At 56.5% G+C, this 24,910-nt stretch carries 21 protein-coding genes; 16 read left to right on the forward strand and 5 right to left on the reverse strand.

Annotated features, from left to right (window positions below):
• The first annotated feature begins 2 nt into the window (after positions 1 to 2).
• From A2V21_310015 to A2V21_310025, 3 genes are all read left to right on the forward strand, one after another.
• Entirely contained in the window at positions 3 to 671 is a 669-nt protein-coding gene (locus A2V21_310015) for a ribulose-phosphate 3-epimerase (GenBank protein OIJ74565.1), read from the forward strand.
• A gap of 300 nt (positions 672 to 971) precedes the next feature.
• Positions 972 to 1,733, forward strand: coding sequence for a hypothetical protein (locus tag A2V21_310020; GenBank protein OIJ74566.1), 762 nt, complete (start codon positions 972 to 974; stop codon positions 1,731 to 1,733).
• A gap of 1,594 nt (positions 1,734 to 3,327) precedes the next feature.
• A complete protein-coding gene (locus tag A2V21_310025; GenBank protein OIJ75148.1) occupies positions 3,328 to 4,365 on the forward strand; it encodes a hypothetical protein in 1,038 nt (345 codons plus the stop codon).
• Positions 4,366 to 4,399: 34 nt separating this feature from the next.
• On the opposite strand, the gene A2V21_310030 is transcribed toward A2V21_310025, so the two are convergent.
• Positions 4,400 to 4,897, reverse strand: coding sequence for a hypothetical protein (locus A2V21_310030; GenBank protein ID OIJ74567.1), 498 nt, complete (start codon positions 4,895 to 4,897; stop codon positions 4,400 to 4,402).
• 93 nt (positions 4,898 to 4,990) lie between these two features.
• On the opposite strand from A2V21_310030, the gene A2V21_310035 reads away from it, so the two are divergent.
• Positions 4,991 to 5,374 carry an ATP-dependent DNA ligase gene (locus tag A2V21_310035; protein OIJ74568.1) on the forward strand — a complete coding sequence of 128 codons (384 nt, stop codon included), beginning with the start codon at positions 4,991 to 4,993 and terminating at the stop codon, positions 5,372 to 5,374.
• A gap of 99 nt (positions 5,375 to 5,473) precedes the next feature.
• Here A2V21_310035 and A2V21_310040 read toward each other — a convergent pair whose 3' ends face one another.
• From A2V21_310040 to A2V21_310050, 3 genes are read right to left on the reverse strand one after another with little or no spacing between them, the layout of a single operon-like run.
• Positions 5,474 to 6,277 (reverse strand): uridine phosphorylase, encoded by an 804-nt coding sequence (locus A2V21_310040; protein OIJ74569.1) that lies wholly within the window; start codon positions 6,275 to 6,277, stop codon positions 5,474 to 5,476.
• 4 nt (positions 6,278 to 6,281) lie between these two features.
• Entirely contained in the window at positions 6,282 to 6,521 is a 240-nt protein-coding gene (locus A2V21_310045) for a hypothetical protein (GenBank protein OIJ74570.1), read from the reverse strand.
• A gap of 9 nt (positions 6,522 to 6,530) precedes the next feature.
• Positions 6,531 to 7,019, reverse strand: coding sequence for a hypothetical protein (locus tag A2V21_310050; protein ID OIJ74571.1), 489 nt, complete (start codon positions 7,017 to 7,019; stop codon positions 6,531 to 6,533).
• A gap of 183 nt (positions 7,020 to 7,202) precedes the next feature.
• Here A2V21_310050 and A2V21_310055 point away from each other — a divergent pair, with 183 nt between their 5' ends.
• The 10 genes from A2V21_310055 (at position 7,203) to A2V21_310100 (ending at position 21,942) form a co-directional block, all read left to right on the forward strand.
• Positions 7,203 to 8,045, forward strand: a complete 843-nt coding sequence (locus A2V21_310055) for a hypothetical protein (GenBank protein OIJ74572.1) — start codon at positions 7,203 to 7,205, stop codon at positions 8,043 to 8,045.
• Entirely contained in the window at positions 8,042 to 10,939 is a 2,898-nt protein-coding gene (locus A2V21_310060; protein OIJ74573.1) for a hypothetical protein, read from the forward strand. The genes A2V21_310055 and A2V21_310060 overlap by 4 nt, the downstream gene beginning before the upstream one ends.
• Before the next feature lie 190 nt (positions 10,940 to 11,129).
• Positions 11,130 to 12,545: a two-component system response regulator gene (locus tag A2V21_310065; GenBank protein ID OIJ74574.1), complete on the forward strand. Its 1,416-nt coding sequence runs from the start codon at positions 11,130 to 11,132 to the stop codon at positions 12,543 to 12,545.
• A gap of 461 nt (positions 12,546 to 13,006) precedes the next feature.
• Positions 13,007 to 13,444 carry a hypothetical protein gene (locus A2V21_310070; GenBank protein OIJ74575.1) on the forward strand — a complete coding sequence of 146 codons (438 nt, stop codon included), beginning with the start codon at positions 13,007 to 13,009 and terminating at the stop codon, positions 13,442 to 13,444.
• A 252-nt stretch (positions 13,445 to 13,696) separates the two neighbouring features.
• Positions 13,697 to 14,614 carry a hypothetical protein gene (locus A2V21_310075; GenBank protein OIJ75149.1) on the forward strand — a complete coding sequence of 306 codons (918 nt, stop codon included), beginning with the start codon at positions 13,697 to 13,699 and terminating at the stop codon, positions 14,612 to 14,614.
• Between the two features lie 79 nt (positions 14,615 to 14,693).
• The gene (locus A2V21_310080; GenBank protein OIJ74576.1) at positions 14,694 to 15,326 is read left to right on the forward strand and encodes a hypothetical protein; all 633 of its coding nucleotides are present in this window, start codon (positions 14,694 to 14,696) and stop codon (positions 15,324 to 15,326) included.
• 113 nt (positions 15,327 to 15,439) lie between these two features.
• The gene (locus tag A2V21_310085; GenBank protein ID OIJ74577.1) at positions 15,440 to 15,937 is read left to right on the forward strand and encodes an inorganic pyrophosphatase; all 498 of its coding nucleotides are present in this window, start codon (positions 15,440 to 15,442) and stop codon (positions 15,935 to 15,937) included.
• Between the two features lie 119 nt (positions 15,938 to 16,056).
• Positions 16,057 to 18,285, forward strand: a complete 2,229-nt coding sequence (locus tag A2V21_310090) for a hypothetical protein (protein ID OIJ74578.1) — start codon at positions 16,057 to 16,059, stop codon at positions 18,283 to 18,285.
• Between the two features lie 1,342 nt (positions 18,286 to 19,627).
• Positions 19,628 to 20,851, forward strand: coding sequence for a PAS domain-containing sensor histidine kinase (locus tag A2V21_310095; GenBank protein OIJ75150.1), 1,224 nt, complete (start codon positions 19,628 to 19,630; stop codon positions 20,849 to 20,851).
• Positions 20,848 to 21,942 (forward strand): hypothetical protein, encoded by a 1,095-nt coding sequence (locus A2V21_310100; protein ID OIJ74579.1) that lies wholly within the window; start codon positions 20,848 to 20,850, stop codon positions 21,940 to 21,942. The genes A2V21_310095 and A2V21_310100 overlap by 4 nt, the downstream gene beginning before the upstream one ends.
• 9 nt (positions 21,943 to 21,951) lie before the next feature.
• Here A2V21_310100 and A2V21_310105 read toward each other — a convergent pair whose 3' ends face one another.
• Positions 21,952 to 22,137, reverse strand: a complete 186-nt coding sequence (locus A2V21_310105) for a hypothetical protein (protein OIJ74580.1) — start codon at positions 22,135 to 22,137, stop codon at positions 21,952 to 21,954.
• 73 nt (positions 22,138 to 22,210) lie between these two features.
• Between A2V21_310105 and A2V21_310110 the strand changes: the two genes are divergently transcribed.
• Positions 22,211 to 24,127, forward strand: a complete 1,917-nt coding sequence (locus A2V21_310110) for a cell division protein FtsH (GenBank protein OIJ74581.1) — start codon at positions 22,211 to 22,213, stop codon at positions 24,125 to 24,127.
• Between the two features lie 99 nt (positions 24,128 to 24,226).
• On the forward strand, positions 24,227 to 24,880 hold the full coding sequence (locus A2V21_310115; GenBank protein ID OIJ74582.1) for a hypothetical protein: 654 nt from the start codon (positions 24,227 to 24,229) through the stop codon (positions 24,878 to 24,880).
• The last annotated feature ends 30 nt before the right edge of the window (positions 24,881 to 24,910 follow it).

Consider the following 24,910-nt stretch of genomic DNA (forward strand, 5'->3'; position numbering starts at 1 on the left):
CGATGAAGATATCCCCTTCGATACTTTCGGCTGATTTCACGAGGCTTGCGGACGAGCTTAAGGCTTTAGAGGACGGCGGCGCGGATTACGTGCACGTGGACGTGATGGACGGCAGGTTCGTGCCCAATATCACCATAGGCCCTTTCATAGTCGAGGCGATAAGGAGGGGGACGAAGCTCCCTCTCGACGTCCACCTCATGATAGAGGAGCCGGAGAGGTATATAGACGATTTCGCCAGGGCCGGAAGCTCCATCATAACCGTCCACGTGGAGGCCACGAAGCACCTCAACAAGGTATTGCAGGCCATAAAAGGTCACGGCTTGAAGGCCGGGGTCTCCATAAACCCGGGCACCCCGGTCAATGCGCTGGAAGCGGTAATGGACGACGCCGACCTGATACTCGTCATGTCGGTGAACCCGGGCTTCAGCGGCCAGGGCTTCATACCGTCGAGCATCGTAAAGATCAGGGCCGTTGCCGCCAGGATAGCCTCTTCGGGAAGAAGGATCGAGCTTGAGGTGGACGGCGGCATAAAGGCCGGGAACATCGATGTAGCCGCGGCAGCCGGCGCGGACGTCTTCGTTTCAGGCTCAGGCATATTCTCTACCCCCGACTACGCCCGGACCATCTCCGAGATGAAAAAGAAGGCGGCCTCTGTCGCGGCAAAGGCCTGAAGAAAAGTTCTTACCTCAAATAGTTGAATTCTGCTATAATACGGCCAGAATGAATTCTGGCTTGAAGGCCCGAAAGGAGTCCGCCTCTTAAAGAGTAAAGGTACTTACAAGTTGTATCGCCGCAAATGAACACGCCATTGACGGCCACCGGCTGCTTTATCCACCTCTGTTTGATCCGACCACTTCCTGAAACCTCTTCAGCGGCAAAGCCATATCTTTAAAATCACTTGATCGCGTTCAAGGGATCTCGCATTTAAGTTAAATAAAATAGAGATAATTATATTTAATTGTAGATGCCCATTGAAAAGCCTTCGTAAAGTCCCGTACAAGATAGCCATTACCGGCACCCTCGTCGCCGTGATCTTCTGGGTTTTCGAGGGCACGCTCCATCGTTTAGTCTTCGACGCTGACACAAACCCAGGCGTAATAGGTATTTTAGTGCCTTCAGACCCGAATGAGTTATGGATGAGGGCCTTCATCTTTTCTCTTATCCTGTCTTTCAGCCTATACGTCCAATCTGTTGTCATGAAGCTCGGGAGCGCGGAAGCCCTTCTGAGGGCGAGCGAAAACAGATACCGCGATATCGTTGAGACCGCTGAAGAAGGCATCTGGATACTCGACAAGGCCAACAGGGTCTTTTTCGTGAACCGGAAGATGGCCGGAATGCTAGGGTACTCTGTAGATGAGGTGAAAGGCCGGCATATCTTCGAGTTCATGGACGAAGAGGAGCGGAAGGTCTGCGGGGCCAGGCTGGAGGCAAGTAAAAGGGGGGAAAGGGACCAGTATGAGATCAGGCTCAGAAGGAATGACGGCTCCGCGCTATGGGTCCTGGTCTCAGGCGCTCCGTATCTTGATGAGGCAGGCGAGTACGCCGGGGCGCTCGCCATGGCCACCGATATTACCGGGCGGAAGAAGTCGGAAGAGGCCTTGAGCGAAAGGGTCGAAGAGCTTGAGAGGTTCAGGAAGGCTACGGTTGAGAGGGAGTTCAGGATAAAGGAGCTAAAGGAGACCGTGGCGAAGCTCGAGGGCGTGCCCGCAAAGGGTCCAGAGGAGAAATTTTAAAATGGACAAGCTGGCCCGGATAGACGACCCTCTGGCCGAGATAGAAAGGCTCAAAGAAGAGATAGAGAAGGCGAACGAGAGGGAGCGGGAGTTCGAGAGGACCCGCAGGGCCATGCTCTATCTCCTTGAGGACAATAACGAGTACGCCGAAGGCCTCCTGAAATCGAAAAAGGAATGGGAGACCACCTTCGACAGTATCCTGGAGCCGATCCTCATCCATGACGAGGATATGAGGATATTGAAGTGCAACAGGGCCTATAAGCTCCTGGCAGGCATGCCTTTCAAGGAGATAATCGGGAAGAGGTATTTCGAGGTCTTCCCCAGGATGGAAGGGCCGTTTGCCACCTGCAAGGGGATAATGAATGACAATGGACCGCATCTGGGCGAAGAGGAGATCTCGGTACTTGAGATCGACAGGATATACAGGATCAGGTTCTATCCCATAAGCGGACTTCAGACGACATCCGTGCACGTGCTTGAGGATATTACCGAAGAGAAGAGGGCCGCCGGCAAGGAGAGTATCCTGTACGAGTTCTCCAGGGAGATGACAGACCTGGACCTTGACTTCAGGCTGGAGAAGATATGCGAGACCGCCGTAGCCCTGGGCCACAGGATGGCGTGGATAGGGCTGCTGGACCATGAGACCAGGGAGATAGCCCCGAAGGCGCACGCCGGCCTTGAAGACGGCTATCTCGCGGCCATAAGGGTGACATTTGACGACTCGCCTTCGGCGAACGGCCCTTCAGGCAGGGCTGTAAAGTCCGGCAGGCCGGAGGTGCAGAACAATATAGAGGCCGACGAGGGGTTCGCCCCATGGAGGCAGGAGGCCTTGCGGCGCGGCTACAGGTCTGCCGCGGCCTTCCCTATAATCGAAAGCGGCAGGCCGATAGCCATATTGAGCGTCTATAGCTCTAAAGACGAGTTCCCTGAACGGGAGGTCCAGTTCCTCCAGACCTTCGCCAACCAGACCGCCGTCTATATAAGGAACGCCAAGCTCTTCAAGGACCTTAAGGAGACGTCCCGCAGGATGGAAGAGGAGATGGTGCTCTCAAAGCATCTCCTCATGATATCCTTTGCCACGGCTCACACGACAGATATCGAGAAGTTGATGGAGCACGTGGTGGACTGTCTCGGCAGGATAATGGAGACCGATTACTGCCTTGCGTACCTTTGGGACAGAAAGCGCGAGTCTTTCCAGCCGTCAGCGCAAACAGGGCTCGGCGCCGATGTTTCTCCGGTTTTCAGCATAAGCTCGCTTGAACCCGATACCCAGGTCCTTCAAAAGGCCCTTGCGGACAAAGGCCCGGTTGTAGAGATATTCGATGGGGATGTTCCCGCGCCTTTCGATTGGATACCGGGTCTTGGCACCCTCGTACTGATCCCGCTCATCAGGAAGGAAGAATGGCTTGGGGTGCTCCTCTGCCTTTATTCCGGAGACCGCCCGAGGTATGCCCCCGGGCTTACCGACAGGGACAGGGAGGTCCTCGGAGGCATCTCCTACCAGGTCTCAACGGCCCTCGACGAGGCGAAGCTCTACCGGGAATCGATAGACAAGGCCCTGGACCTGTCCCGGAAGGCAGAGACGATAAGGGTGATGAACGAGATAGACAAATCCATACTCTCGACCCTCAAGCCCAAAGAGATACTTGAAATAGCCGCGAGGATGGTATCAAAGATAGTATCCTGCGACAGGGCGACGGTAGCCCTCATAGACCGGGAAAGGGGCGGGTTCGTCTACGAGGCCGGCTTCGGCATCCAGCTCCAGAAGGGCAGTTTCGTGCCTTTTAAGGACACCACCTCGACAGAGGTAGTGAGGACCGGGAGGCCGCAGTTCGTCTCCGATACGGCCGAATCGGCGCGCCTTCCCCTTGAAGAGGGTTTTTTCGCGGAGGGCTTCCTTTCGCACCTGAGGGTGCCGCTCTCGGTAAGGATGGAGATCGTCGGCGTGCTGAGCGTCGGCGCCAGGAGAAAGGCGGCCTTCACCTCGGAGGACCTCTCCGTTATCGAAAAACTTGCCTCCCAGATAGGCGTCGCGCTCGAGAACTCGAGGCTTTTAACCGACCTGAGCGAGCTTTTCATCGGCATCGTGAGAACACTTTCGGAGGCTATAGACGCGAAGAGCCCGTGGACAAAGGGCCATTCAGACAGGGTCACGAAGTACGCCCTCGACATAGGCCGCCAGATGGGCTTTACGGAGCAGGACCTTCATGCCCTGGAGCTTGCCGGGCGCCTCCACGATATCGGGAAGCTCGGGACCTATGAGGCGATCCTCGACAAGCCCGGGAAGCTTACCGACGACGAGATCGAGATAATAAGAAGGCACCCGCAGAAGGGCGCCGACATACTCGCCCCGATAAGGCAGATGCAGGATATAGTGCCGGCTATAAAGCACCATCACGAGTTCTACGACGGAAACGGTTATCCTGAGGGCCTTAAGGGTACCCAGATACCCCTTATGGCGCGGATACTTGCCGTGGCCGACACGGTCGACGCCATGAGCGCCGACAGGCCTTACAGGAAGGGGAAGAGCATGGAGGTAATAATAGCCGAGCTCAAGAGGTGCTCAGGCACCCAGTTCGACCCGGACATGGTGCGCGCCTTCCTTAAAACACCTTTCGCAAGCGGGGGGTAGCCGATATTGCAGATCGGCCTTTTTCAGCAGCCTGTTAGTCTATGTGGGTATAGCCCAGCCCTATGCCGATCCCTATAGAGGGCTCCCTGCCGTAGCCGCCGGGCTCCCATAGATGATACTCCCGTGGCCTTATGACCGGATAGGTGTAGCTCCCCTTTCCGAGCTTCATCTTCTCTGTCCTGACTACCTCTCCCGCTACCGTCAATCCCTTTCCGACTGAATAGATAGCCGGGTCCAGGAAGCCTTCGATTTCGACCAGGAACCTTCCGGCTGATTCTTCCCGTACTACGGGCTTGAGCTGCGAGTTGAGCCCTTCCTGCAGGACTTCGATGATGGTCTTGTTCTCCTCGTTCTCGACATTCAGGATGCTGCCTCCGAAGACGACCTGTTTGCCCACATAAGAGGCGGGCGAGCGCGCTATCTCCTTGAAGGCGAGAGTCCTGTCAATGCCGCTTAACGTCTCCTTCGAGATGACCGGGGCGCATCCGGTTAAAATTATGGCGGTCAAGAGAAGCACTAAGAGCTGTCCCACGATTTCCGTCCTTTCATTTGAGCAACGGCGAAGATGCCGCTATAATCTGAAAATAGCATGGTAATGAGAACTGTCAACCGGTAGGAGGCTCTTTTGAAAAAGCCCCTGAAGTACGTGATACACAGGCACCAGGCAAGGCACCTGCACTATGACCTTAGGCTTGAGCGGGAAGGGGTCTTGAAGAGCTGGGCCGTGCCGAAGGGCATGCCGGAGGCCCCCGGCATAAAGAGGCTCGCGGTGGAGGTCGAGGACCATCCCCTTGGTTACTTTGATTTCGAAGGCGTTATACCGGAAGGGCAGTACGGGGCCGGCAAGGTCGAGGTCTGGGACAGCGGGACCTACGTTGCAGAGGCCTGGGATAAGGGCAGGATCGAGGTCGAAATCCTGGGCAAGAGGCTCTCCGGCAGGTACGCCCTGATACTTTTCAAGGAAAGGAGCTGGCTTGTAATGAAGCTCAAGGGGCGCGCGAAGAGGTAAGTGGAACGAGAGGTTATGCGCGGGCCGAAGATGGGGTACCCCTCTTTCATAAAGAGGGGGCAGGGGAGATTATCTTTGAAAAATTTACAATCCCCCTATTTATAATCCCCCTTCATCCCCCTTTAGAAAAGGGGGAAATTTCAGGAACTCAAGGGCTGCTACGGCGGCCCTTACCGCGCTATCCTCGCCAATCCTCAATGCCTCCGGCGTTATCTTTCCGGTGCTCCCCTTGTTTACCACCCCCGTTATGCAGCCGCCCCTCAAGCCCATCGCCGATGTCATGGTAAGGATGGTCGATGATTCCATCTCGTAGTTGAGGACGTGAAGCGCCCGCCATTCGGCCGTTGCCCCCCGGAACCTCCTCAACTTGTACTTCATGAACGCGTCGGTCCTCTCCTCGCCGGGGTAGAAGGTGTCTGACGACGCCGTTATCCCCAGGTGGAACCTGACGCCCGCTTTCCTTGCCCCGCTTATAAGGGAGGCCACTACTGAGAAGTCGGCTACAGCCGGGAACTCTATCGGGGCGTAGTGTGTCGAGGCGCCGTCAAGCCTCACGGAGCCGGTCGTGATGACGCAGTCGCCGTTTTTGACGCCGTTTTGTATCGCGCCTGTCGTCCCGACCCTCAGGAAGGTGGTCACCCCGAGCTGCGCCAGCTCGTCTACCGCTATGGAGGCCGATGGGCCACCTATGCCGGTGGAGGCAACAAGCACCTTTTGTCCCATGGCCTCGGTTAAGCAGGTCGTGAACTCCCTTTTTGACGCGATCATGGCGAAGCGCGCGCCATAGGCCTTTGATATCGCCCCGGCTATAACGGCGGACCTTTTCGGGTCGCCGGGCAGGAGGGCTATCTTCGCGCCCTTTATGGCTTTTTTGTCCAAGTCAAGGTGATAGACCCTCGCCATGCGGCTATGACCCCTTCTTGAGGAATATCTTTATGGTCTTCTCCTCTTCCATTACGCCGAGGACGGTGTTGCCTGTAGACTGGGCCCAGACAGGGAGGTCTTTTTTCGAGACCGGGTCGTCTGTGAGCACCACGAGCACCTGTCCCGTGGCCATCCCCTCGAGCGTAAGGGCCGTCTTGACCGACGGCATGGGGCAGCTCAAGCCCCTTGCGTCCAGTGTTTTGTCTACCAAAAGATCTTTCATACGCCCTCTTTATATGAAAAGGTTGATATCGCTCTCTTTTGCCATCGCTATATAGCTGACCGCGCCTATGACATCCTGGCACTCGCCTATGAAGTCCTCTTTCCTCAAGCCCATCACCGTCATGCTCATCTCGCATGGATAGAAACTTACCCCAAGGGCGGCGGCGGTCTTTATGAACTCGTCGAGGCCGGGCACCCTTTTCATGGACATCATCGTCTTGAGCATCACCGGGCCCATGCCCATCATATTGAGCTTCGAGATGGCGAGCCTCCTCGCGTGGCCGTAGTTCATGATATTCAGCATCTTCTGCATCCAGTTCTGCCCTTTTATGAGCCCGCCTTTCTTTTTTATGGCGTTAAGCCCCCAGAAGGTGAAGAAGATGTTCACCGGCATGCCCATGGAAGCGGCGGCGGTGGCTATGACAAACGCGGCTATGGCCTTGTCCAGGTCGCCGCTGAAAAGTACTATCGTAACACCTTTTTTGGTGTCATTCGGCATATTGACCCCCTTGAATCGCTATCATTATCAATAATAGCCCATACTCTGCACTCTGTTCAAGGGCTTTTGGCCCTGCCTTCCGCCAGCCCCTTTAAACATGGGGTTGTAAAAAAAACGGCTACATGATATAAAACAATATTGACTCAGCTTCAGGATACTCAATAAAGCGCGGTATATGCAGCCATGAACGTTCTTCCTGGGATCCTCCACAGCGAAACCTTCACACACAAAGCGGTCATCCCGCATGACGGCCTTACGCGCCTGCTTGAAAAGGTCTATGCCGCGAAGGGCTGGGATTTTCGCGACTATAAAAGGTCGACCCTCTCCAGGAGGCTCTCGAAGCTCCTGCATTCCAGCAGGGTCTCTTCATGCAAGGAATACTCCCGGATACTTGACCATGACCCGTCCGAGTATAACAGGCTCTTCTCGGCCTTTACCATAAAGGTGAGCGAGTTCTTCAGGGAGCCCGAGGTCTTTGACGTCATAGAAAAGGTGTTAAGGGACGAGTTCTCCGGTGCCCCGGCCAAGGCATGGTGCTGCGGCTGCGCTTACGGGGAGGAGGCCTATTCGCTCGGGATACTCTTCTCTGAGCAGATGAGCCGGAAGGTCCTTTCAGAGTCCCGTATCTTCGCTACCGATATCGACTGCGAAGCCCTGGAGCAGGCCCGCAGGGCCGTCTACAGGGAGGAAGCCGTCCAGAACGTGCCGCGCGGGCTGAGGGAGAAGTACCTCATGCCTTCCGATGGGCTCCACAGGGTCGGCGCTGGTCTGCGCGGCACGGTGAGGTTCGGCACGCTCGATATCGTGCAGAACCACTCCATAAGGGGCGTAAACATACTCCTTTGCAGGAACCTCTTCATCTACTTCAACAAGGCCCTGCAGGAGAAGGTCTTCCAGAAGCTCGATTACGCGCTGAAGGAAGGCGGTATATTGGTGATGGGAAAGGCCGAGGTGCTGCCCGGACCATACGCGGACAGGTACACCCCGGTAGTTCGCGGCCTTAATGTCTACAGGAAGAACAGATGATCCCTGTCTTAAGACATTTCGCGAGGAAGCCGGTCGGCTTCAAGCTCACGGTGGTATTCCTCTCCGTAGTGCTCGCCCCCATGCTTCTGCTGGCCTTCATCTCCTACAGGGTCGTCGATTCCAGGCTCATCGAGCACGCCAGGGACCAGCTTTCAACCGGCATGAAGGCCGCGTGGACGGAGTATTACATCCGTGGCGAGCAGATGCGCTACGGCATGCTCCAGGCCGCCTCAATGAACGAGATAAAGCGCGCGGTGGCAGGGAAGAACGTGCCGTACTTGAAGGGCATAATGTCCGCCTGGAAGCAGATGAGGCCGTACGTCGACATCTGGGCGGTGACCGATTCCGACGGCAGGGTGATAGCGAGGGTCAATAGCGCCAATCACGGCGACAGGCTTCAGCTCGGCGGCATGGTCAAGGAGGCGCTCGAGACCAGGGAGCCTCAGACGGCGACCGAGCGCCTCGATGAGGCCATGATCAGGCTAGAGGGCGATGATCTCGCTGAAAAGGCGCTTCGTCCGGCAAAGGACAGGGGCGTTGCGCAAGCCGGGGGCGCTCCCGCGGCGCTGGCCCTTACGGTCGTAACCCCGGTCCTCGACGATAAAGGCGCCGTTGCCGGCTTCATAGTGACCGCTGACGTGCTCGACGGGGATAGCTTCGTGCCGGATATGCTCTCTTACAAGATGCCTGGTTTTTTTACCACCATATCCGCTGACGGCGTAAGGGTCTCCACCAATATCACGGACGCGGGCGGCAAGGGCGCGGGCGGCACCCGCCTTGACGGCGATACGCTCTCGCAGCTGGCCGCAGGAAAGTCCGTTTTCATGGAATGGGCCCTCCCGGGGCTCAACCTTATCTCCATCTTCGAGCCTATAAAGGACTTCAGGGGCAACGTCATCGGGGCGCTCGACGTAGGGATATCGAAGGAGCGGATGTGGGCGGTACAGAGGGAGAACCAGCAGGTCATAGCGGTAGTGACGCTCATCGCGCTAAGCCTTTCTCTTGTCGCCGCTTTAGTGTCTACTTACAGGATAACCAAACCGCTTAAGGACCTGAAGGAGAAGCTTTCGGCTTACGGCGGCGGCGACCTGGGCGTGAGGGTCAACCTGGAGGAGGGCGAGGCCGGAGACGAGATAACGGTGCTCGCGAAGTCGTTTAACAGGATGGCCGACGAGGTAAACCGGAGGGAATCTGAAAAGGCCAGCTACCTCGTCGAGATAGAGAGCAAGAATAGCGAGCTGGCCGAACTGAACGAACAGCTGAGGATAGCCAATGAAGAACTCGAGGTAGCCTATGAGGAGACCCAGAGCCAGACAGAGGAGCTGCACGCCATAAACGAGGAGCTCAAGCTCCTGAACGAGGACCTGGACAGGAAGAACTCCGAGCTGCAAAACGCCAACAGGATAATAGTCAAGGAGGAAGAGGAGCTAAAGAACGCGAGGAACAAGCTGAGGCTCATATACGACAGCATCCGTGACTTCATACTCCTGGTGGGCTATGACTACAAGATAATCGAGGCGAACAGGTCTTTCCTCGAATCAGCAGGGCTTTCACAGGCCTCAGCCGCGGGCAGGAACATTTACGCGGCCTTCGGGCTCGAGCCCCCGGCAAGGAGCTGCCCGGTGAGGAGGTCGATAGACACCGCCGAGCCCTCGGAGACTGAGTTCACCACCCCGGACGGCAAGGTTCTGCTCTGGCAGTCCTACCCTATTCTCGACGGGGTCGCCCAGCCGATGAACGCTGTCGTCTACGTCCAGGACGTGACGGAGAAGAAGCTCCTTACGCAGAAGCTCATCCAGACCGACAAGCTATCCTCCCTCGGGGAGCTTGTCTCAGGTGTCGCGCACGAGCTCAATAACCCCCTTACCGGGATAATGTGCTTCTCCGAGCTTCTCATGGAAGACAAGCTCGGCGAGAGCGCCAGCTCGAAACTCAGGAAGATCAACGACGCCTCGCACCGGTGCAAGAAGATAATAGAGAACCTTCTTACGTTCGCGAGGTGGAAAAGGCCGGAGAAGGCCTACGGCGACGTGAACCGGATAATAAGGGACAGCATAGATTTCAGGGGCTACCAACTGAAGCTCGACAACATCCATGTGGAGCTTGACCTTGAGGAGAACGCTCCATGGACCATGGTCGACGCCAACCAGGTGCAGCAGGTATTCCTGAACATCATCAACAACGCGAGCGACGCCATAAAAGAGAGCGGGGCGCCCGGTAAGATAAAGATATCGAGCAGGCACGCCTCCGGCAAGTTGGTCATAAGCTTCGAGGACACAGGCAAGGGCATCTCCGAAGAGATAGCGACGAGGATATTCGACCCCTTCTTCACTACCAAGGCGGTGGGAAAGGGCACCGGGCTTGGCCTTTCGATATCCTACGGGATAATCCATGAGCACGGCGGCAATATCTACGCGTCGAGCAGGCTTAGAGGCGGCACCACGTTCATCGTGGAGCTGCCGGTAGTCGAGGACTCCTCATGCACAGGCGATACCGAGGCGCCCGCGCCCTCTGTCAGGATGAGGGCCGACGGAAAAAGGGCGCTTGTCCTTGACGACGAGGCCATACTGCTGGACCTGCTGAACGAGTCCCTTACCGGCTTCGGCTTCATCGTGGACAGGTGTTCTTCAGCCGAGGAGGCCCTTAAAAAAGCGGCCAGCCTCGACTATGACATCATAATCAGCGACATAAAGATGCCGGGGCTCGGCGGCAGGGGTTTCTACAATGAGATGCAGTCGGTAAAGCCCGAGGCGTTGAAAAAGATGGTGTTCATCTCCGGGGACAGCATGAACAGGGAGACGCAGGCATTCCTTTCAGAGGTGGGGACTCATTCCCTCAGGAAGCCTTTTACCATCGACGAGCTTAATGATGTCATCTTCAAGGTAGTGAGTTAGGCAGGCCTGAAAAGCCGGGTTTTAATCGGCGCGAAAGCCCTTCCCGTAAGACACTGGAAGGGCTTCACTTTGCCGTATTTACTTTTCAGCCCTGATTCTGTATAACGTATACTTCTGTGCTTCGGCTGCTTAAGCTTTTTTCAAGTCCAGCGAGTGTTTTGAAGAGAAGCATCAGGAAGGGAACGAGTCGATGACAGCCAGGTCCGCCAAGACGCCTCTGCCCATCCTCCTTGTGGACGATGAGCCTCAGATACTCAAGAGCTACAGCATAATGCTCCGGAGCGCCGGGGTGAAGCAGGTCATCGCCCTCAACGACGCAAGGGAGGTGCTGCCGCTTCTCGCGGAGCAGGAGGTCGCCGCAGTGGTCCTCGACCTCTCCATGCCGCATGTCTCGGGGGAGAAGCTCCTCGCCGATATCGCCGACAGCCACCCCATGGTGCCCGTTATCATAATGACGGCCGTGAACGAGATAGAGAAGGCTGTGGATTGCATGAAGGCGGGCGCCTTCGATTACCTCGTCAAGCCCGTTGAGCGCGGCAGGTTCGAGACCTGCCTTAAAAGGGCCATGGACTTCTTCGCGCTCAAGGCCGAGGTCCTCTCCCTCAAGCGCCATCTCCTTCAGGGCGAGCTCGAGCACGAGGAGGCCTTCTCATCGATCATGACCATAGACAGGAAGATGAGGGCCGTCTTCCAGTACGTCGAGGTCATAGCGGCCACACTTCAGCCGGTCCTCATAACGGGGGAGACGGGGGCAGGCAAAGAGCTCTTTGCCAGGGCTGTCCACGACATAAGCGGAAGGAAAGGCGAGTTCGTCGCCGTGAACGTGGCCGGCCTTGATGACACCATGTTCTCGGATACGCTCTTCGGCCATAAAAAAGGGGCGTACACCGGGGCCGATGAGGCGAGGGAGGGCCTTATCGCCTCTGCCGCGGGCGGCACGCTCTTCCTTGACGAGATAGGCGACACCAAGGAATCATCCCAGGTGAAGCTCCTCCGGCTCCTCCAGGAGCAGAAGTATTACCCGCTCGGCTCGGACGTGCCGAAAAAGAGCGACGTCAGGATAGTGGTCGCAACCAACAAGGACCTGCAGAGGCTCATAGCCGAGGGTGGCTTCAGAAAGGACCTTTACTACAGGCTCCGCGCTCACCAGATATCCATCCCGCCGCTTAGAGACCGGCTTGACGACATCCCGGTCCTGCTCAATCACTTCCTCGCTGAAGCGGCCGCCTCGATGAAAAAGAAGAAGCCGACCCCTCCGCCGGAGCTTATCACCCTGATGTCTACTTACGGCTTCCCAGGCAATGTAAGGGAGCTTCAGGCCATGGTCTACGACGCCGTCGCAAGGCATAAAGGCGGGGTCCTCTCAACGGAAAGCTTCAAGGATATCATCGGGCAGGAGAGGACGTCGGCTGCCGCGCCCATGGCCGGGGACCAGTCCTCCCCGTTCCTTGCCGGAGAGCGCATCCCGACCCTCAAAGAATCGGAGAACGCCCTCATAGAGAAGGCCCTCAAGCTTGCCAACGGCAACCAGGGCATCGCGGCAAGCCTCCTTGGCATAACGCGCCAGGCGCTCAATAAAAGGCTTAAGAGGAAAGACGCCCGCTAAGTTGTCAGGCAACTGATTTTTTAGAGGCACCCGGCAGAAAGTATGGAAGTTCCCCTCCCTTTTTGATTATCCGCTAAAACCCCTGAGACATTTTTTGCACCTGCGATTTTTGTTGCACCTCCAGTAACCCCTTGCAGGCAAAGCTTTTAAGCGCCATCCGCTAAAAAGGTTTGAACAACCGTCGCACCTCGCTCAACCTGGTGAGTTCTGTTTTTTTCGATTTTCCCTCAAAAGCCGTCACCTCTTCCCATGGCATGCTTCCTGCAATTGTTATCATTCAATTGTTGCAACGGCCAGGCGAAGCAGTGTAAAGCCCTGCACGGATTTTCCTTACGGATACCTGCGAAGGCAAGACCTTCCCTCAAGAGCCGTTTTAAAAATCTGTCGCTCAATCTGAAGTTCATCCGTTGACAAATTCGAATCCGATGCGCATTGAAAATTATATAAACCAGCAAAGGGAAATGGACATGCTCAACTCGTCGAGGAAGATCCTCGTCGTCGACGATGACGACAGCGTACGGGACCTGTGCACGGAGGTCTTGAGCGTCGCAGGTTACCAGGTAGATACGGCCAGCCAGGGTGTTGAGGGCCTTGAGAGGCTCCGGCGCGGCAGCTACGACCTCGTCATCTCCGACGTCAACATGCCGGAGCTTGGCGGCGTGGAATTTTACGAAAACGCCGTGGAGGCCTGCCCGGGCCTTAAAGAGAGGTTTCTTTTCATGACAGGGTGCCTTACGGGCAAGCTGGGAGAGACCATCACGGAGCACAAATTGAGCTGCCTGCAAAAGCCATTCAGGATAACCGACCTCATCGGCACCGTCGAGGGTCTCATGTCCAGGCCCATGGATGGCATGACCGGGCTCTCAGGGGCCAAGGGCCAAAGGAAGGCCCGGCACTGAGAAAGACCGAATGATACGGGCAAGGGCTTTTTTAAATCGAGACAGACAACACGCCTCAGGGCGGAGCACAGGAGGAGCAAAATGTTCAAGAAGAGCAAGAAGAAGTTCGTCGGTTTCGGTGAGGCCGAATCAAAGACTTTCGTTCCGATGAAAAAGATCTCCAACGGAGGCCATGCCCATGACCCGCTCAAATGGCCGATGCCTTTTCGCAAGAACGACTCCAAAAGCGTTGCCCCTGCCGGCCGCGCGGGGATGACCGATACCGTGATAGACGTTGAAGCGGCTTCGAAGACCGGGGCGAGGAGGCGCGGCAGGAAGGAGGACCGGGAAAGAGAGAACACGGCGACCGATTCCGTCAAGGTCTATTTCAGCGGGATAAAGAGGTTTACGCTCCTTACATCCGACGAGGAGAAGACACTGGCAAGGAGGATAGCCAAGGGCGACAACGAAGCCCGCAGGATGATGATAGAGGCCAATTTGCGCCTCGTCGTGAATATCGCCAAAAGGTACCTCAACAGGGGCCTTCCCCTTCAAGACCTCATAGAGGAAGGCAACATAGGCCTCATAAAGTCGGTCGAGCGTTTCAAGGCCACCAAGGGCTGCAAGTTCTCCACCTACTCCACCTACTGGATAAAGCAGGCTATAGAAAGGGCCATAGCCAACCAGTCCTCGATAGTGCGCCTCCCGATACACGTTACAGCCGACATCTCGAAGCTTACCAGGGCGAACAGGGAGCTTACGAGGACCCTTAAAAGGGAGCCCAGCCTGACGGAGCTTTCCGACATGACCGGCCTTTCAGGAAAGTACGTGAAAAAGCTCAATACCATAAGCAAGAAGAGCTACTCGCTTGAGGCGAGCTTTCCGGACGACACCGACCAGTCTCTCCTGGACAGGCTCGAGGACGACCGCTTCCCGGCCCCCATGGATATCATAGACGAATCGAGGAGGAGCGAGAGGATAACAGACTGGCTGGGGATGCTCGATGAGAACGAGAGGACGATACTGAAGCTCAGGTTCGGCCTCGACAAGGATGAGCCGCAGACCCTTGAGTCCATAGGGAAGTCCTTCGGGGTCACAAGGGAGCGCGTAAGGCAGATCGAGGTAAAGGCCCTTGACAAGCTCAAGAAGATAATACGCCAGTCGGATATCCTTTCCTTTGACGCGATATGACGGATTCCTTCCGGCAAGGTAAAGGGGAAAAAGCGGCAATTGGCGGTTTTCAGCCCGTTGCCGGCATAAAGAGGATTAAATGATCAAGGTACTGCTCGCTTTCAGTAATCTCCTTTTCGCCGAGGGCATCAGGAAGCTCCTGGAGGGGGCCGAGGATATAAAGTCGATCGAGGTCTTAAGGCCCGGCGAAGACCCTGCCGGGGCGATAGAGGCGCTAAGGCCGGACTGCGTCCTGGTCGATTTCACCACGCTCTTCAACGTCTTCGGCGAGCCAGCTTCCATAGGGCATAAGTTCATCCTCATCGATTCGAGCTGCGGAGAGGAGAACATAATATCCGCCGTCCTTACAAAAGGGCTCAAAGGGGTGCTCGTGGCCAATTCCACCCCCTTGCTCCTGAAGAAGGCCGTAAGGGCGGTTGCTGGCGGTGAGGTCTGGCTCGACAAGATAGACGTCAAAAACCTGCTCGCCGGGCTGCATGCCCTGAAAAAGTCGACGAGGCCGGCCCTTTCGGAAAGGGAGTGGGATGTGGTGCGCCTTGTAGGGCAGGGCTACAGGAATAAGGAGATAGCCGGAAAACTGTGCATAAGCGAGCCTACGGTAAAGACCCATCTGCAGCGCATCTTCCATAAGCTCGATATCCAGAACAGGCCCCAGCTCATAACCTACGCCATAAGAAACCAGAACGACAGCCAGGCTATGATTACCGAGTAGCACGCCCACCCTTGCGGTTCTCTTGTTTGACAGAACCCCAGCCCTAATATAAAATCTTTTAGAGCCATGTCGTCATTTGTCCCTTCCTCCGGGAGCCGGACAAAGGAGGCATTTTGAGCAATGAGGCCGTAACTACCGTAATAATCGAGATCCCGAAGGGGTGCCGGAACAAGTACGAGTACGACCCCCTGAAGCAGGTCTTCAGGTTCGACCGCATGCTCTTCTCGTCGGTCCACTACCCGAGCGATTACGGCTTCATACCAGATACCCTTGGAAGGGACGGGGACGCGCTCGACGCCCTTGTGCTCTTGTGGGAGCCAACCTTCCCGGGCTGCCATATAGATACCAGGGCGGTGGGCCTTTTCAAGATGTGGGATGAAAAGGGGCCCGACGAGAAGATACTCTGCGTGCCCTTGAAGGACCCGCTCTGGAATTATATAAAGGAATTGAATGACGTGCCGCCGCACCTGTTGCGGGAGATAGGGCATTTTTTCAGGATATACAAGGACCTGGAGAAGAAAAAAACAGGCATCGAGGGTTGGGCGGGGCGCGAGGCGGCCTTGAAGATAATCGAAGAGGCGAGGGGCAGGTTCCGCGATAGCCAGAAGTGACAGGCCGAGGTAGAAAGCCATAAAAGGCTTTCTACCTGTCAAGGCCAAGGCTTTTCAAGTATACGTTTTTAAATAAAACCAGGCAAGGCCTTGCCACCCGGCTTTTCCTCCGAGAGAGTATGAAAAGGTCTTTCCCCCTCGCCTACAAGGTCATCTTAGCCTTTGCCATAGTGCTCCTTCCTATCCTCGTCACCTTTATACTGACCCTTGGCAGTATCAGCAAAAATATCGAGAGGCTCATGCTCGAGGAGCTCCGCGGGCTGGCAGAAGCCCGGGCCGAGGACGTACAGCTCTTCTTGGAGATGACAAAGAACAGGGTGCTGGATTTCTCAAGCGACGGCTTAATAAGGGAAAGCCTGGAGCGGGACATAGAGGCCGGGATAAAGGAGGATGCCGGGCTCAGCCGGTACCTGCTCGAATCCAAGCTCCCGCTCGCCAAGGGCTTCTACAGGTTAACGATCCTGGGTACGGACGGCCTGGCGGCAGCCTCCACCAACCGCGCACGGGTAGGCGCCGATGAATCGGCAGAGGAGTTCTTCAGGAAAGGCCTTGAGGGTCTGTCGATATCGATGCGCTCCAAGGGCTTTGAGAATAAACCTGAGATAGCTATATCCGCCCCAATCTACGGCTTGAACAACGGCAGGGTAACCGGGGTGATGGTGGGCTTTGTGCCTATCGAGAAGCTGGATATTTTCAGGGTCCCCTTAATGATCGAACCCGATGTCATCCACGTAGCGGCCCCCAGGTACAGGACCATGGACATATACCTGGTAGGAAGCGACAAGCTGATGCTGACCCCTTCCTGGCTTTTGCCGGACACGGTAATGGCCCAGTCCGTAGATACGAGCGCGGTGAGGGCGTGCTTCAGCGAAAACAGGGACTTTACCGGCTTCTACAAGGACTACAGGGAGGTGATGGTCGCCGGAGCGTCGATCTGCATGCCAACGCTTGGATGGGTCCTCATTACAGAGTTGGACAGGGCCGAGGTCCTCGCGCCTGTAAGGCGGATACAGGTGAACGCGCTGCTGACACTCATTGTCACGGTCGCCCTTATCTCCGCCCTGGTCGTATATTTTTTCAGGCTTGTCCTGATGCAGCTCAAAGGGTTTGCCTCCGCCTCCGCAGAATTGGCCTCAGGCAATTATAGCGTCCGGGTGCCGGTTAGGACGAGCGACGAGATAGGCCTCCTTGCGGAGTCGTTCAACAGGATGGCAGGGGAGATAAAGCAGAGGACCGAGGCGCTTGCCGCCAGCGAGGAGAGCTTCAGGGGCATAATGGACAACACCACAAGCGTTGTCTATCTAAAGGACCTCGAGGGCAGGTATGTCCTTATAAACAGGAGATACGAGGAGCTCTTCCATATAAGCAGGGAGGAGTTAGCCGGGAGGACCGATTACGATATCTTCCCGAAGGAAACGGCCGACAGGTTCAGGGCCAATGATCTGGCGGCCCTTGCCTCCGAACGGCCACTTGAGTTCGAGGAGATCGTCCCGCAAGAGGACGGGATGCATGCCTATTTCTCCGTAAAGTACAGGCTAAAGGGGCCTGACGGCAAGCCCTTTGCGGTCGCCGGGATATCGACGGACATAACCGAGAGGAAGAGGGCGGAGGATCAGGTGAGAAGGCTCAATCTGGACCTCGAGCGGAAGGTCTCGGAAAGGACCGCGGAGCTGGAGGCGGCCAACAGGGAGATGGAGGCCTTCAGCTACAGCGTCGCGCATGACCTCAAATCGCCTCTCAGGACCATAGGCGGCTTCTCAAGGATACTCGCGAAGGACTATGCAGGAAGCCTTGACAGTACGGGACTGGATTATTTGGGCCGGCTCCAGTCGGCGAGCGCGCGCATGGGAGAACTGATAGACTCTCTTTTGAGGCTCTCGCAGGTGATGAGGGCAGAGATGACGCTTGAAAGGGTCTACTTGAGCGGCATGGCGAGAACGATCGCCGAGGAGCTTAGGAGAGCGAGCCCGGAGCGCGTATCCGAGTTCATCATCCATGATAACCTCGCTGCCGTTGGCGACCAGCCCCTGTTGAGGATAGCGATGGAGAACCTCATGGGAAACGCATGGAAGTTTACCGGCAAAAAGGGGGCCGCCCGGATCGAGTTCGGATCATCAGGGGAGGAGGGCGGCAGGACCGTCTTCTTCGTCAGGGACAACGGCGCCGGCTTTGAGATGAAGCACGCCGAGAAGCTCTTCATCCCGTTCCAGAGGCTCCACGGCGAGGACGAGTTCCCCGGCACCGGCATAGGCCTGGCGACCGTTCAGAGGATAATACAGCGCCACGGCGGGAGAATTTGGGCTGAAGGAGAAAAGGAGAGCGGAGCGACTTTTTATTTTACTCTTTAATGAGTTGTGAGTACAATATAGCGCGCTCCATCATGAAATGTTTATAGGAAAAACAGCTTTGAACAGCGGCAACAGACCACTGACCCATTTAAAGGCACTTATAGCCGAGGACTCGGAAGACGACCTCATACTTATCATGCGCGAGCTGAGGCGCGGCGGCTACGAGATGTCGTTTATCCGGGTAGATAACGAAAAAGACCTTGCCGAGGCCCTCAAAAAGGGGCCGTGGGACTTTGTCATCTCCGATTACGCGATGCCGAAGCTCAACGGCCTCGATGTGGTGAAGGCGGTAAGGGAGTCCGGCCTTGAAGCGCCGGTCATCATCGTATCGGGCCTCATGGGAGAGGACTTCGCCGTGACAGCGATGAAGGCCGGCGCCGACGACTATGTCCTCAAGGACCGGATGTTCAGGCTCGTCCCGGCCATAGAGCGCGAGTTCCGGGATTACGGGATCAGGCGGGAGCACAAAAAGGCGCGGGAAGAGGTCTTTCTCCTTAACCGCCTTCTGAAGACCATAATAGAGGTCGATAAGATGCTGGTGAGGGAGACCGACAGGTCACGCATCTTAAGTGAGACCAGCCGCATCCTCGTGGAAAGGGCCGGCTTCATGATGGCATGGATAGGGGAGGCCGACCTCTCAACCGGCGAGATAATCCCTGTCGCCCAGGCGGGTGGCGGTTTTGAGGGCCTTGGGCCGATCCCCTTCAAGCGCGAGGGCGCGCAACCCTGCCATCTGGACCCGGTAGGGGAGACCCTCCTTTCAGGCGGCCACGTCATCTGCTTTGACATGGGAAATGAAGATTGCTTGAGCCTTTGCAGGAATGAGGCCGGAGCGCGCGGCTACGGCTCTTGCGCCTCGTTCGGCCTCAAGGCCGGAGGAAAGCTCTTCGGGAACATCGCCGTCTATTCCTCGGACACTGACATCTTCACCGAAAAGATGATAGACCTCATGGACAGCCTCGCGGCCGACATAGGGTTCGCGATCCAATCGCTCGATGAGATAGCCGAGCGCAAGAAGGCGGTCCTGGCCCTTAAGGAGAGCGAGGAAAGGCTCAGGACTATCTTCGAGTCGGCTATGGACGGCATGTTCGTCATCGACACCGAGGGGCGCTATGTGGACGTGAACCTGGCCGGGTGCCGGATGGTCGGGTACACAAGGGACGAGATACTTTCTTCCGACATAACCCTGCTATTGCCCGTGAGCACGGAAGATATAGAAAAATACAGGGCGTTATGGGCTACAGGGGGCTTATTGCCCGGAGCCCCTTTGAGGAAGAAGGACGGCTCTACCGTATGGGTGGACCTGGCCATCACGCCCTTCAAGGTCGGGGACAGGGAGCTCGTGCTCGGCGTCAAGCGCGATATAACCGGCAGAAAGAAGGCAGAAGAGGCGATCCGCGAAAGCGAAGAGAGGTTCAGGCAGATATTCGAACAGAACGAGGACGCGCAGGTGCTGTTCGAGTACGGCGGGTGCAGGGTCCTCGACGCCAACCCGGCCGCCGTAGCCCTCTTCTGGTACTCGAGGGATGAGCTTGCCGCCTTCGAATGCCCGTCTTTCCTGGCCGGCGAAGACGTCTGCGAACCCCTCAGGAAGCTTACGGGGGCAGGGGTAGGGTTCAGCATAGAGAAGGTCCGTGGGATGAGGAAAGACGGGGCCAGGGTCACCGTTGCGCTACGCGGCCAGACGTTAAAGCTAAGAGGCGGCAGGGTGGTGCTCTGCACGATCAAAGACATGACCGAGATGCTCCGCATGGAGGAAGAGGCCAGAAATATGCAGGCCAAGCTCATCCACGCGAACAAGATGACTTCCATAGGCACGCTCGCCTCAGGCGTGGCGCACGAGATAAACAACCCCAATAACTTCATCCTCTTCAATTCCACCCTCCTGTCTGACGCGTGGAAGGATGCCGTAAAGATACTGGATGCGTACTACCGGGAAAACGGCGATTTCTCGATGGGCGGGCTGCCGTATTCCGAGATGGGCGAGGTCGTCCCTGAGCTTCTCTCAGGGATAACGGACGGGTCGAGAAGGATAAAGGGGATAGTGGACACCCTTAAGGACTTCTCCAGGGGCGGCGCGGGCGCTCTCGACGGTGAGATGGACGTGAACCGGGCTATAAGGTCTTCGATATCGATGCTCTCAAGCCAGATAATGAAGTTCACGGACTGCTTCGAGCTCTCCTGCGCGGAAGGCCTTCCGGCGGTCAAGGGCAGTTCACAGAAGATAGAGCAGGTCATCATCAACCTGGTCCTGAATGCGCTTCAGGCGCTTCCGGCCAGGGAAAAGGGGGTAAAGGTCTCGACGTACCTCGACGAGGCCGCCCGTCAGGTCGTAATAGAGGTGAAAGACGACGGGGCCGGCATGACCAGGGAGGTGCTCGATAGGATCACGGAGCCGTTCTTCACCACGCGGGGCGAGCGCGGAGGCACAGGCCTCGGCCTTTCGATATCCTATTCCATCATAAGGGAGCACAACGGTACCCTTGAGTTCTCATCCGCCCCCGGCAGCGGCACCACCGCCTCGATAAGGCTGCCTTTGATGCTGTCTCAGGGCTTTCAGGGATGATTTCCGTAGACAAGGGCAGGATACTCATATACAGGCTTTTCGATGTGGCCTTTGAGATAGACCTGGCGAAGATAGAGGAGAGGGCGAAGGAGGGGACCAGGAGGCTCAAGCTCTCGAAACAGCCGTATATGAAGGCCCTTGAGTTCGCAAACCCGCCTGTCGCTCTCGAGTTGCAGCCCCTCAGAAAAAGTTATTTCGGGGTAGAGGCCGCCGTAACGGTGATAGCCAAGGCCTTTGACTTCGGCGTCCTCTCGATAATGTTCGATATCCCTGTGCCCCCAGGCACCCCTGTCGGCGCCCTTGAGAGGGCGGTAAGCGGCCTCGACGGCGACGACACCATAGACTTCCACGCAAGAGAGTACGTCAACAGCCTCATGGAGACCCTTGGTCCGGCCATAGTCGGCCCTGAGATAAAAGAGGGTTTTCTTGAGGACTACATGATCATCTATGTCGAAGAGCTCGCCGGGGGGGTAAAACCCGCGGAGCTTCTCGAACAATACGACCCTTCGCGGCTGCTGCTCTATGAGTCGCGAAGCTTGAGCAGGTTTACCACCGAAGAGACACTCAAGAACAGCTTCAGCTACTACCCGGACGACCTTGTCATAGTCCACGTTGACAACGCCTTCATAATCGACCCTTCCGGGAGCTTTGACCTGCCCGACATACTGGAGTTCGCCAACGCCCAGATATTCGAGCTAAGGTATTACGACAGGGTCATAGACAAGGAGATGAACTGGATATACAAGCAGATATCCGGAAGGCGCGTGGTCTCTTTTTTGAGGCTCAGGGAGTATGAAAAGCTCGCGAGAAGGCTCGTAAGGACCGTAACGGACATAACCGAGGTGACAGAGCGGGTCAATAATTCGCTCAAGGTCACGGAAGACATCTATTACGCGAGGATATACAGGACGTTCATGACGGTGCTCCGCAGCAGGGACTGGGAGACGAGCATAAAAGAGAAGCTCCAGACCGTTATGAACACCTATAACATGGTACACGACGAGATATCGATAAGGCGTGCCTATATCATAGAGCTCGGCATACTCATCCTTATCGCCCTTGAAATGGTGCTTGCCTTTTACGTAAGGTAGGACGCTGCGCTAAAGCCTTGCCTCCTTCTCCCCTTTCGCCAGGGCGGCTTTTTTCCTGAGCCCTTCTATCTTTTCGCCCCACTCCTGTGCCTGCCTCTCCTGCCGTTCCTGGCAGCTTTTCTTTTTTTCCATCTGAGGGCGTCTTTTTGTGAAATGCTTATATATAAAGCATATATCCGCCTGATAAGAGGTCAAATAACGGGCGCGGTATTCCCGCCTCGCCTGCCCTCCCGATTGATTTCATCTGAATCTCTTATAGAATTGAAGTATGGCTGATGAAAGAAAATACCCGGATGGCGTTGACAGGGGTTCCGGCTGGAAGGTGCTCATAGCCCTCATGCTATTCGGCGTTCTCATATACTTCTGGGGAGAGGCTGTCGATACCGGAGCGCAAGTCGAGAGGCAGAGGATAACCTATACCGAGTTCAGGGGACAGCTCGACTCCGGCAACATCAGCTCCGTTACCATTAAAGGGCAGGAGGTCACAGGAGAGTTCAGGAAAACGGTGGAGGTAAAAGGGCCGGAGGGCGAAGGCAAAGCACCCGCGTCCGCTTTCCTGACCTACATGCCGCCTTTCCAGGGTGATGAAATAATAACGGAGCTTGCTAAAAATGGGATATCGATCAACGTCGAGCCGGAAGCCGGGGGGTCGGCCCTCTGGCAGTTTGTAGTGCTCCTTCTGCCATGGGTGCTTATCATAGGGATATGGGTTCTTATAATCAGGAGGGTCCAGCAGGGGCAGGGAGGCGCTCAGCCAGGCCTGTTCAACTTCGGGCTCAGCAAGGCCAAGCTCTATAGCCTGAGGAAGTCGAGCGTCACCTTCAAGGACGTCGCCGGGCTCGAGAACGCCAAGGCGGAGCTTCAGGAGACGGTCGCCTTCCTGAAGAACCCGGCAAGGTTCACCATGTTAGGGGCGAAGATCCCGAAGGGCATTTTATTGGTAGGGCCTCCGGGCACCGGGAAGACGCTGCTCGCGAGGGCCACCGCCGGGGAGGCGGGAGTGCCCTTTTTCAGCATAAGCGCCTCCGAGTTCGTCGAGATGTTCGTGGGCGTTGGCGCCTCGAGGGTCAGGGACATGTTCAGGAAGGCAAGGGAGACGAAGCCCTCGATAATATTCATAGACGAGATAGATTCAGTCGGCCGGGTGAGGGGGGCGGGCCTTGGCGGAGGGCATGACGAAAGGGAGCAGACCTTGAACCAGCTCCTGAGCGAGATGGACGGCTTCGAGCCGCACGAGGAGATAATCGTAGTAGCCGCCACCAACAGGCCGGACGTCCTCGACCCGGCGCTTCTGCGCCCCGGGCGCTTCGACAGGCATATCGTCATAGACAGGCCCGGGTGGAAGGACAGAAAGACGATACTCGAGGTCCACTCGAGGAATAAGAGGCTCGCCCCGGACGTCGATCTGGAGAAGATCGGGAAGGGGACCCCCGGCATGACCGGGGCGGACCTTGAGAACCTCGCCAACGAGGCGGCGCTCGAGGCCGTAAAGAAGGGCAAGGAGAGGATAGAGATGATGGACTTCGAGGAGGCCAGGGACAGGGTCATAATGGGCTCCAAGAGGGAAGAGACCTTCTCTGAGGAAGAAAAAAGGATAACCGCGTACCACGAGGCGGGGCACGCGCTCGTCTCATGGGAGCTGCCGCACACCGACCCCATACATAAGGTCTCCATCATCCCCAGGGGCATGGCCCTGGGCGCGACCCAGTTCCTTCCTGAGGAGGACAGGCACTATTACCCCAAAAGCTACCTTGTAAACAGGCTCTGCGTGGCGCTCGCAGGCCGGGCGGCGGAAAAGCTCGTCTTCAGGGACGTGAGCAGTGGTGCCAATGACGACCTGAAGAACGCCACCGCCCTCGCTGAGAAGATGGTGGCGCAGTGGGGGATGTCCGATAAGGTAGGCCCCATCAACTTCGGCAGGGGCGAGGAGCATCCGTTCCTTGGCAGGGACATATCGGTTCAGAAGCGCTACAGCGAGTCTATGGCCTGGCTCATGGACCAGGAGATAAGGAGCCTTATCGTTAGCGCGGAAAGGAAGGCCGACGAGATATTGCTGAGGGACCGTGGTTCGCTCGAGGAACTGGCGGCCGCGCTCATCAAAGATGAATCGCTGGACAAGGATGAAGTGGAGGTCATACTGAGGAGGACCAAGGGGGTCGAGCCATTGAGGAAGATAGCCAACTGACAGGATAGTCGATAAAACACCCTGCCCGAAACCCATCTCTTGCTTTTACCCCGGCCATTCGATTATAATGCCTGAAATTATCGTTGCCAGGCCCACGGTATGAAGAAGACCACTATTTTTATCGCAGACGACCACCCTGTCATAAGGAACGGCATCAAGTCCGTCCTGCCTCCGGGTGAATTCGATATCGTAGGAGAGGCCGATAACGGGGCAGCGGCCCTCAAGGGTATAGCCGCGCTCAAGCCCGATATCGCCATCCTCGACATCACCATGCCCGGCCTCGACGGCATATCGGCGACCAAGAGGATATCGGAGGATTTCCCCGATACCAGGGTGATTATCCTTTCGATGCACGCCGACATCTCCAGGCCCATAGAGGCCTTCAGGGCCGGGGCGCTCGGCTACGTGCTGAAGGATTCCGACCCCAGAGAGCTCCTGAGCGCCGTAGAAAAGGTCCGCGCCGGCAGCAAGTACGCAAGCCCCGCCGTCACCGAGGATCTATTGAACGATTTCGTGGACGTCATCAAGAAGGACCAGGGGCAGGACCCCTTCGATACCCTCTCCCAGAGGGAAAAAGAGATATTGAAGCATATAGCGGACGGCTCGACCAGCAGGGAGATCGCCGAGAAGCTCTTTATCTCTCTTGCCACCGTTAAAAGCCACAGGAACAATATAATGAAGAAGCTTAAGGTGCACGACATGGCGAGCCTCATAAAGACCGCCATCAGAAAAGGGATAGTCCACACGGATTAGCCTTCGACTCAACCTTCTGCGCAAAACTTC

It is taken from the genome of Deltaproteobacteria bacterium GWC2_55_46 (genome assembly GCA_001595385.3).
Classification (GTDB): domain Bacteria; phylum Desulfobacterota; class GWC2-55-46; order GWC2-55-46; family GWC2-55-46; genus UBA5799.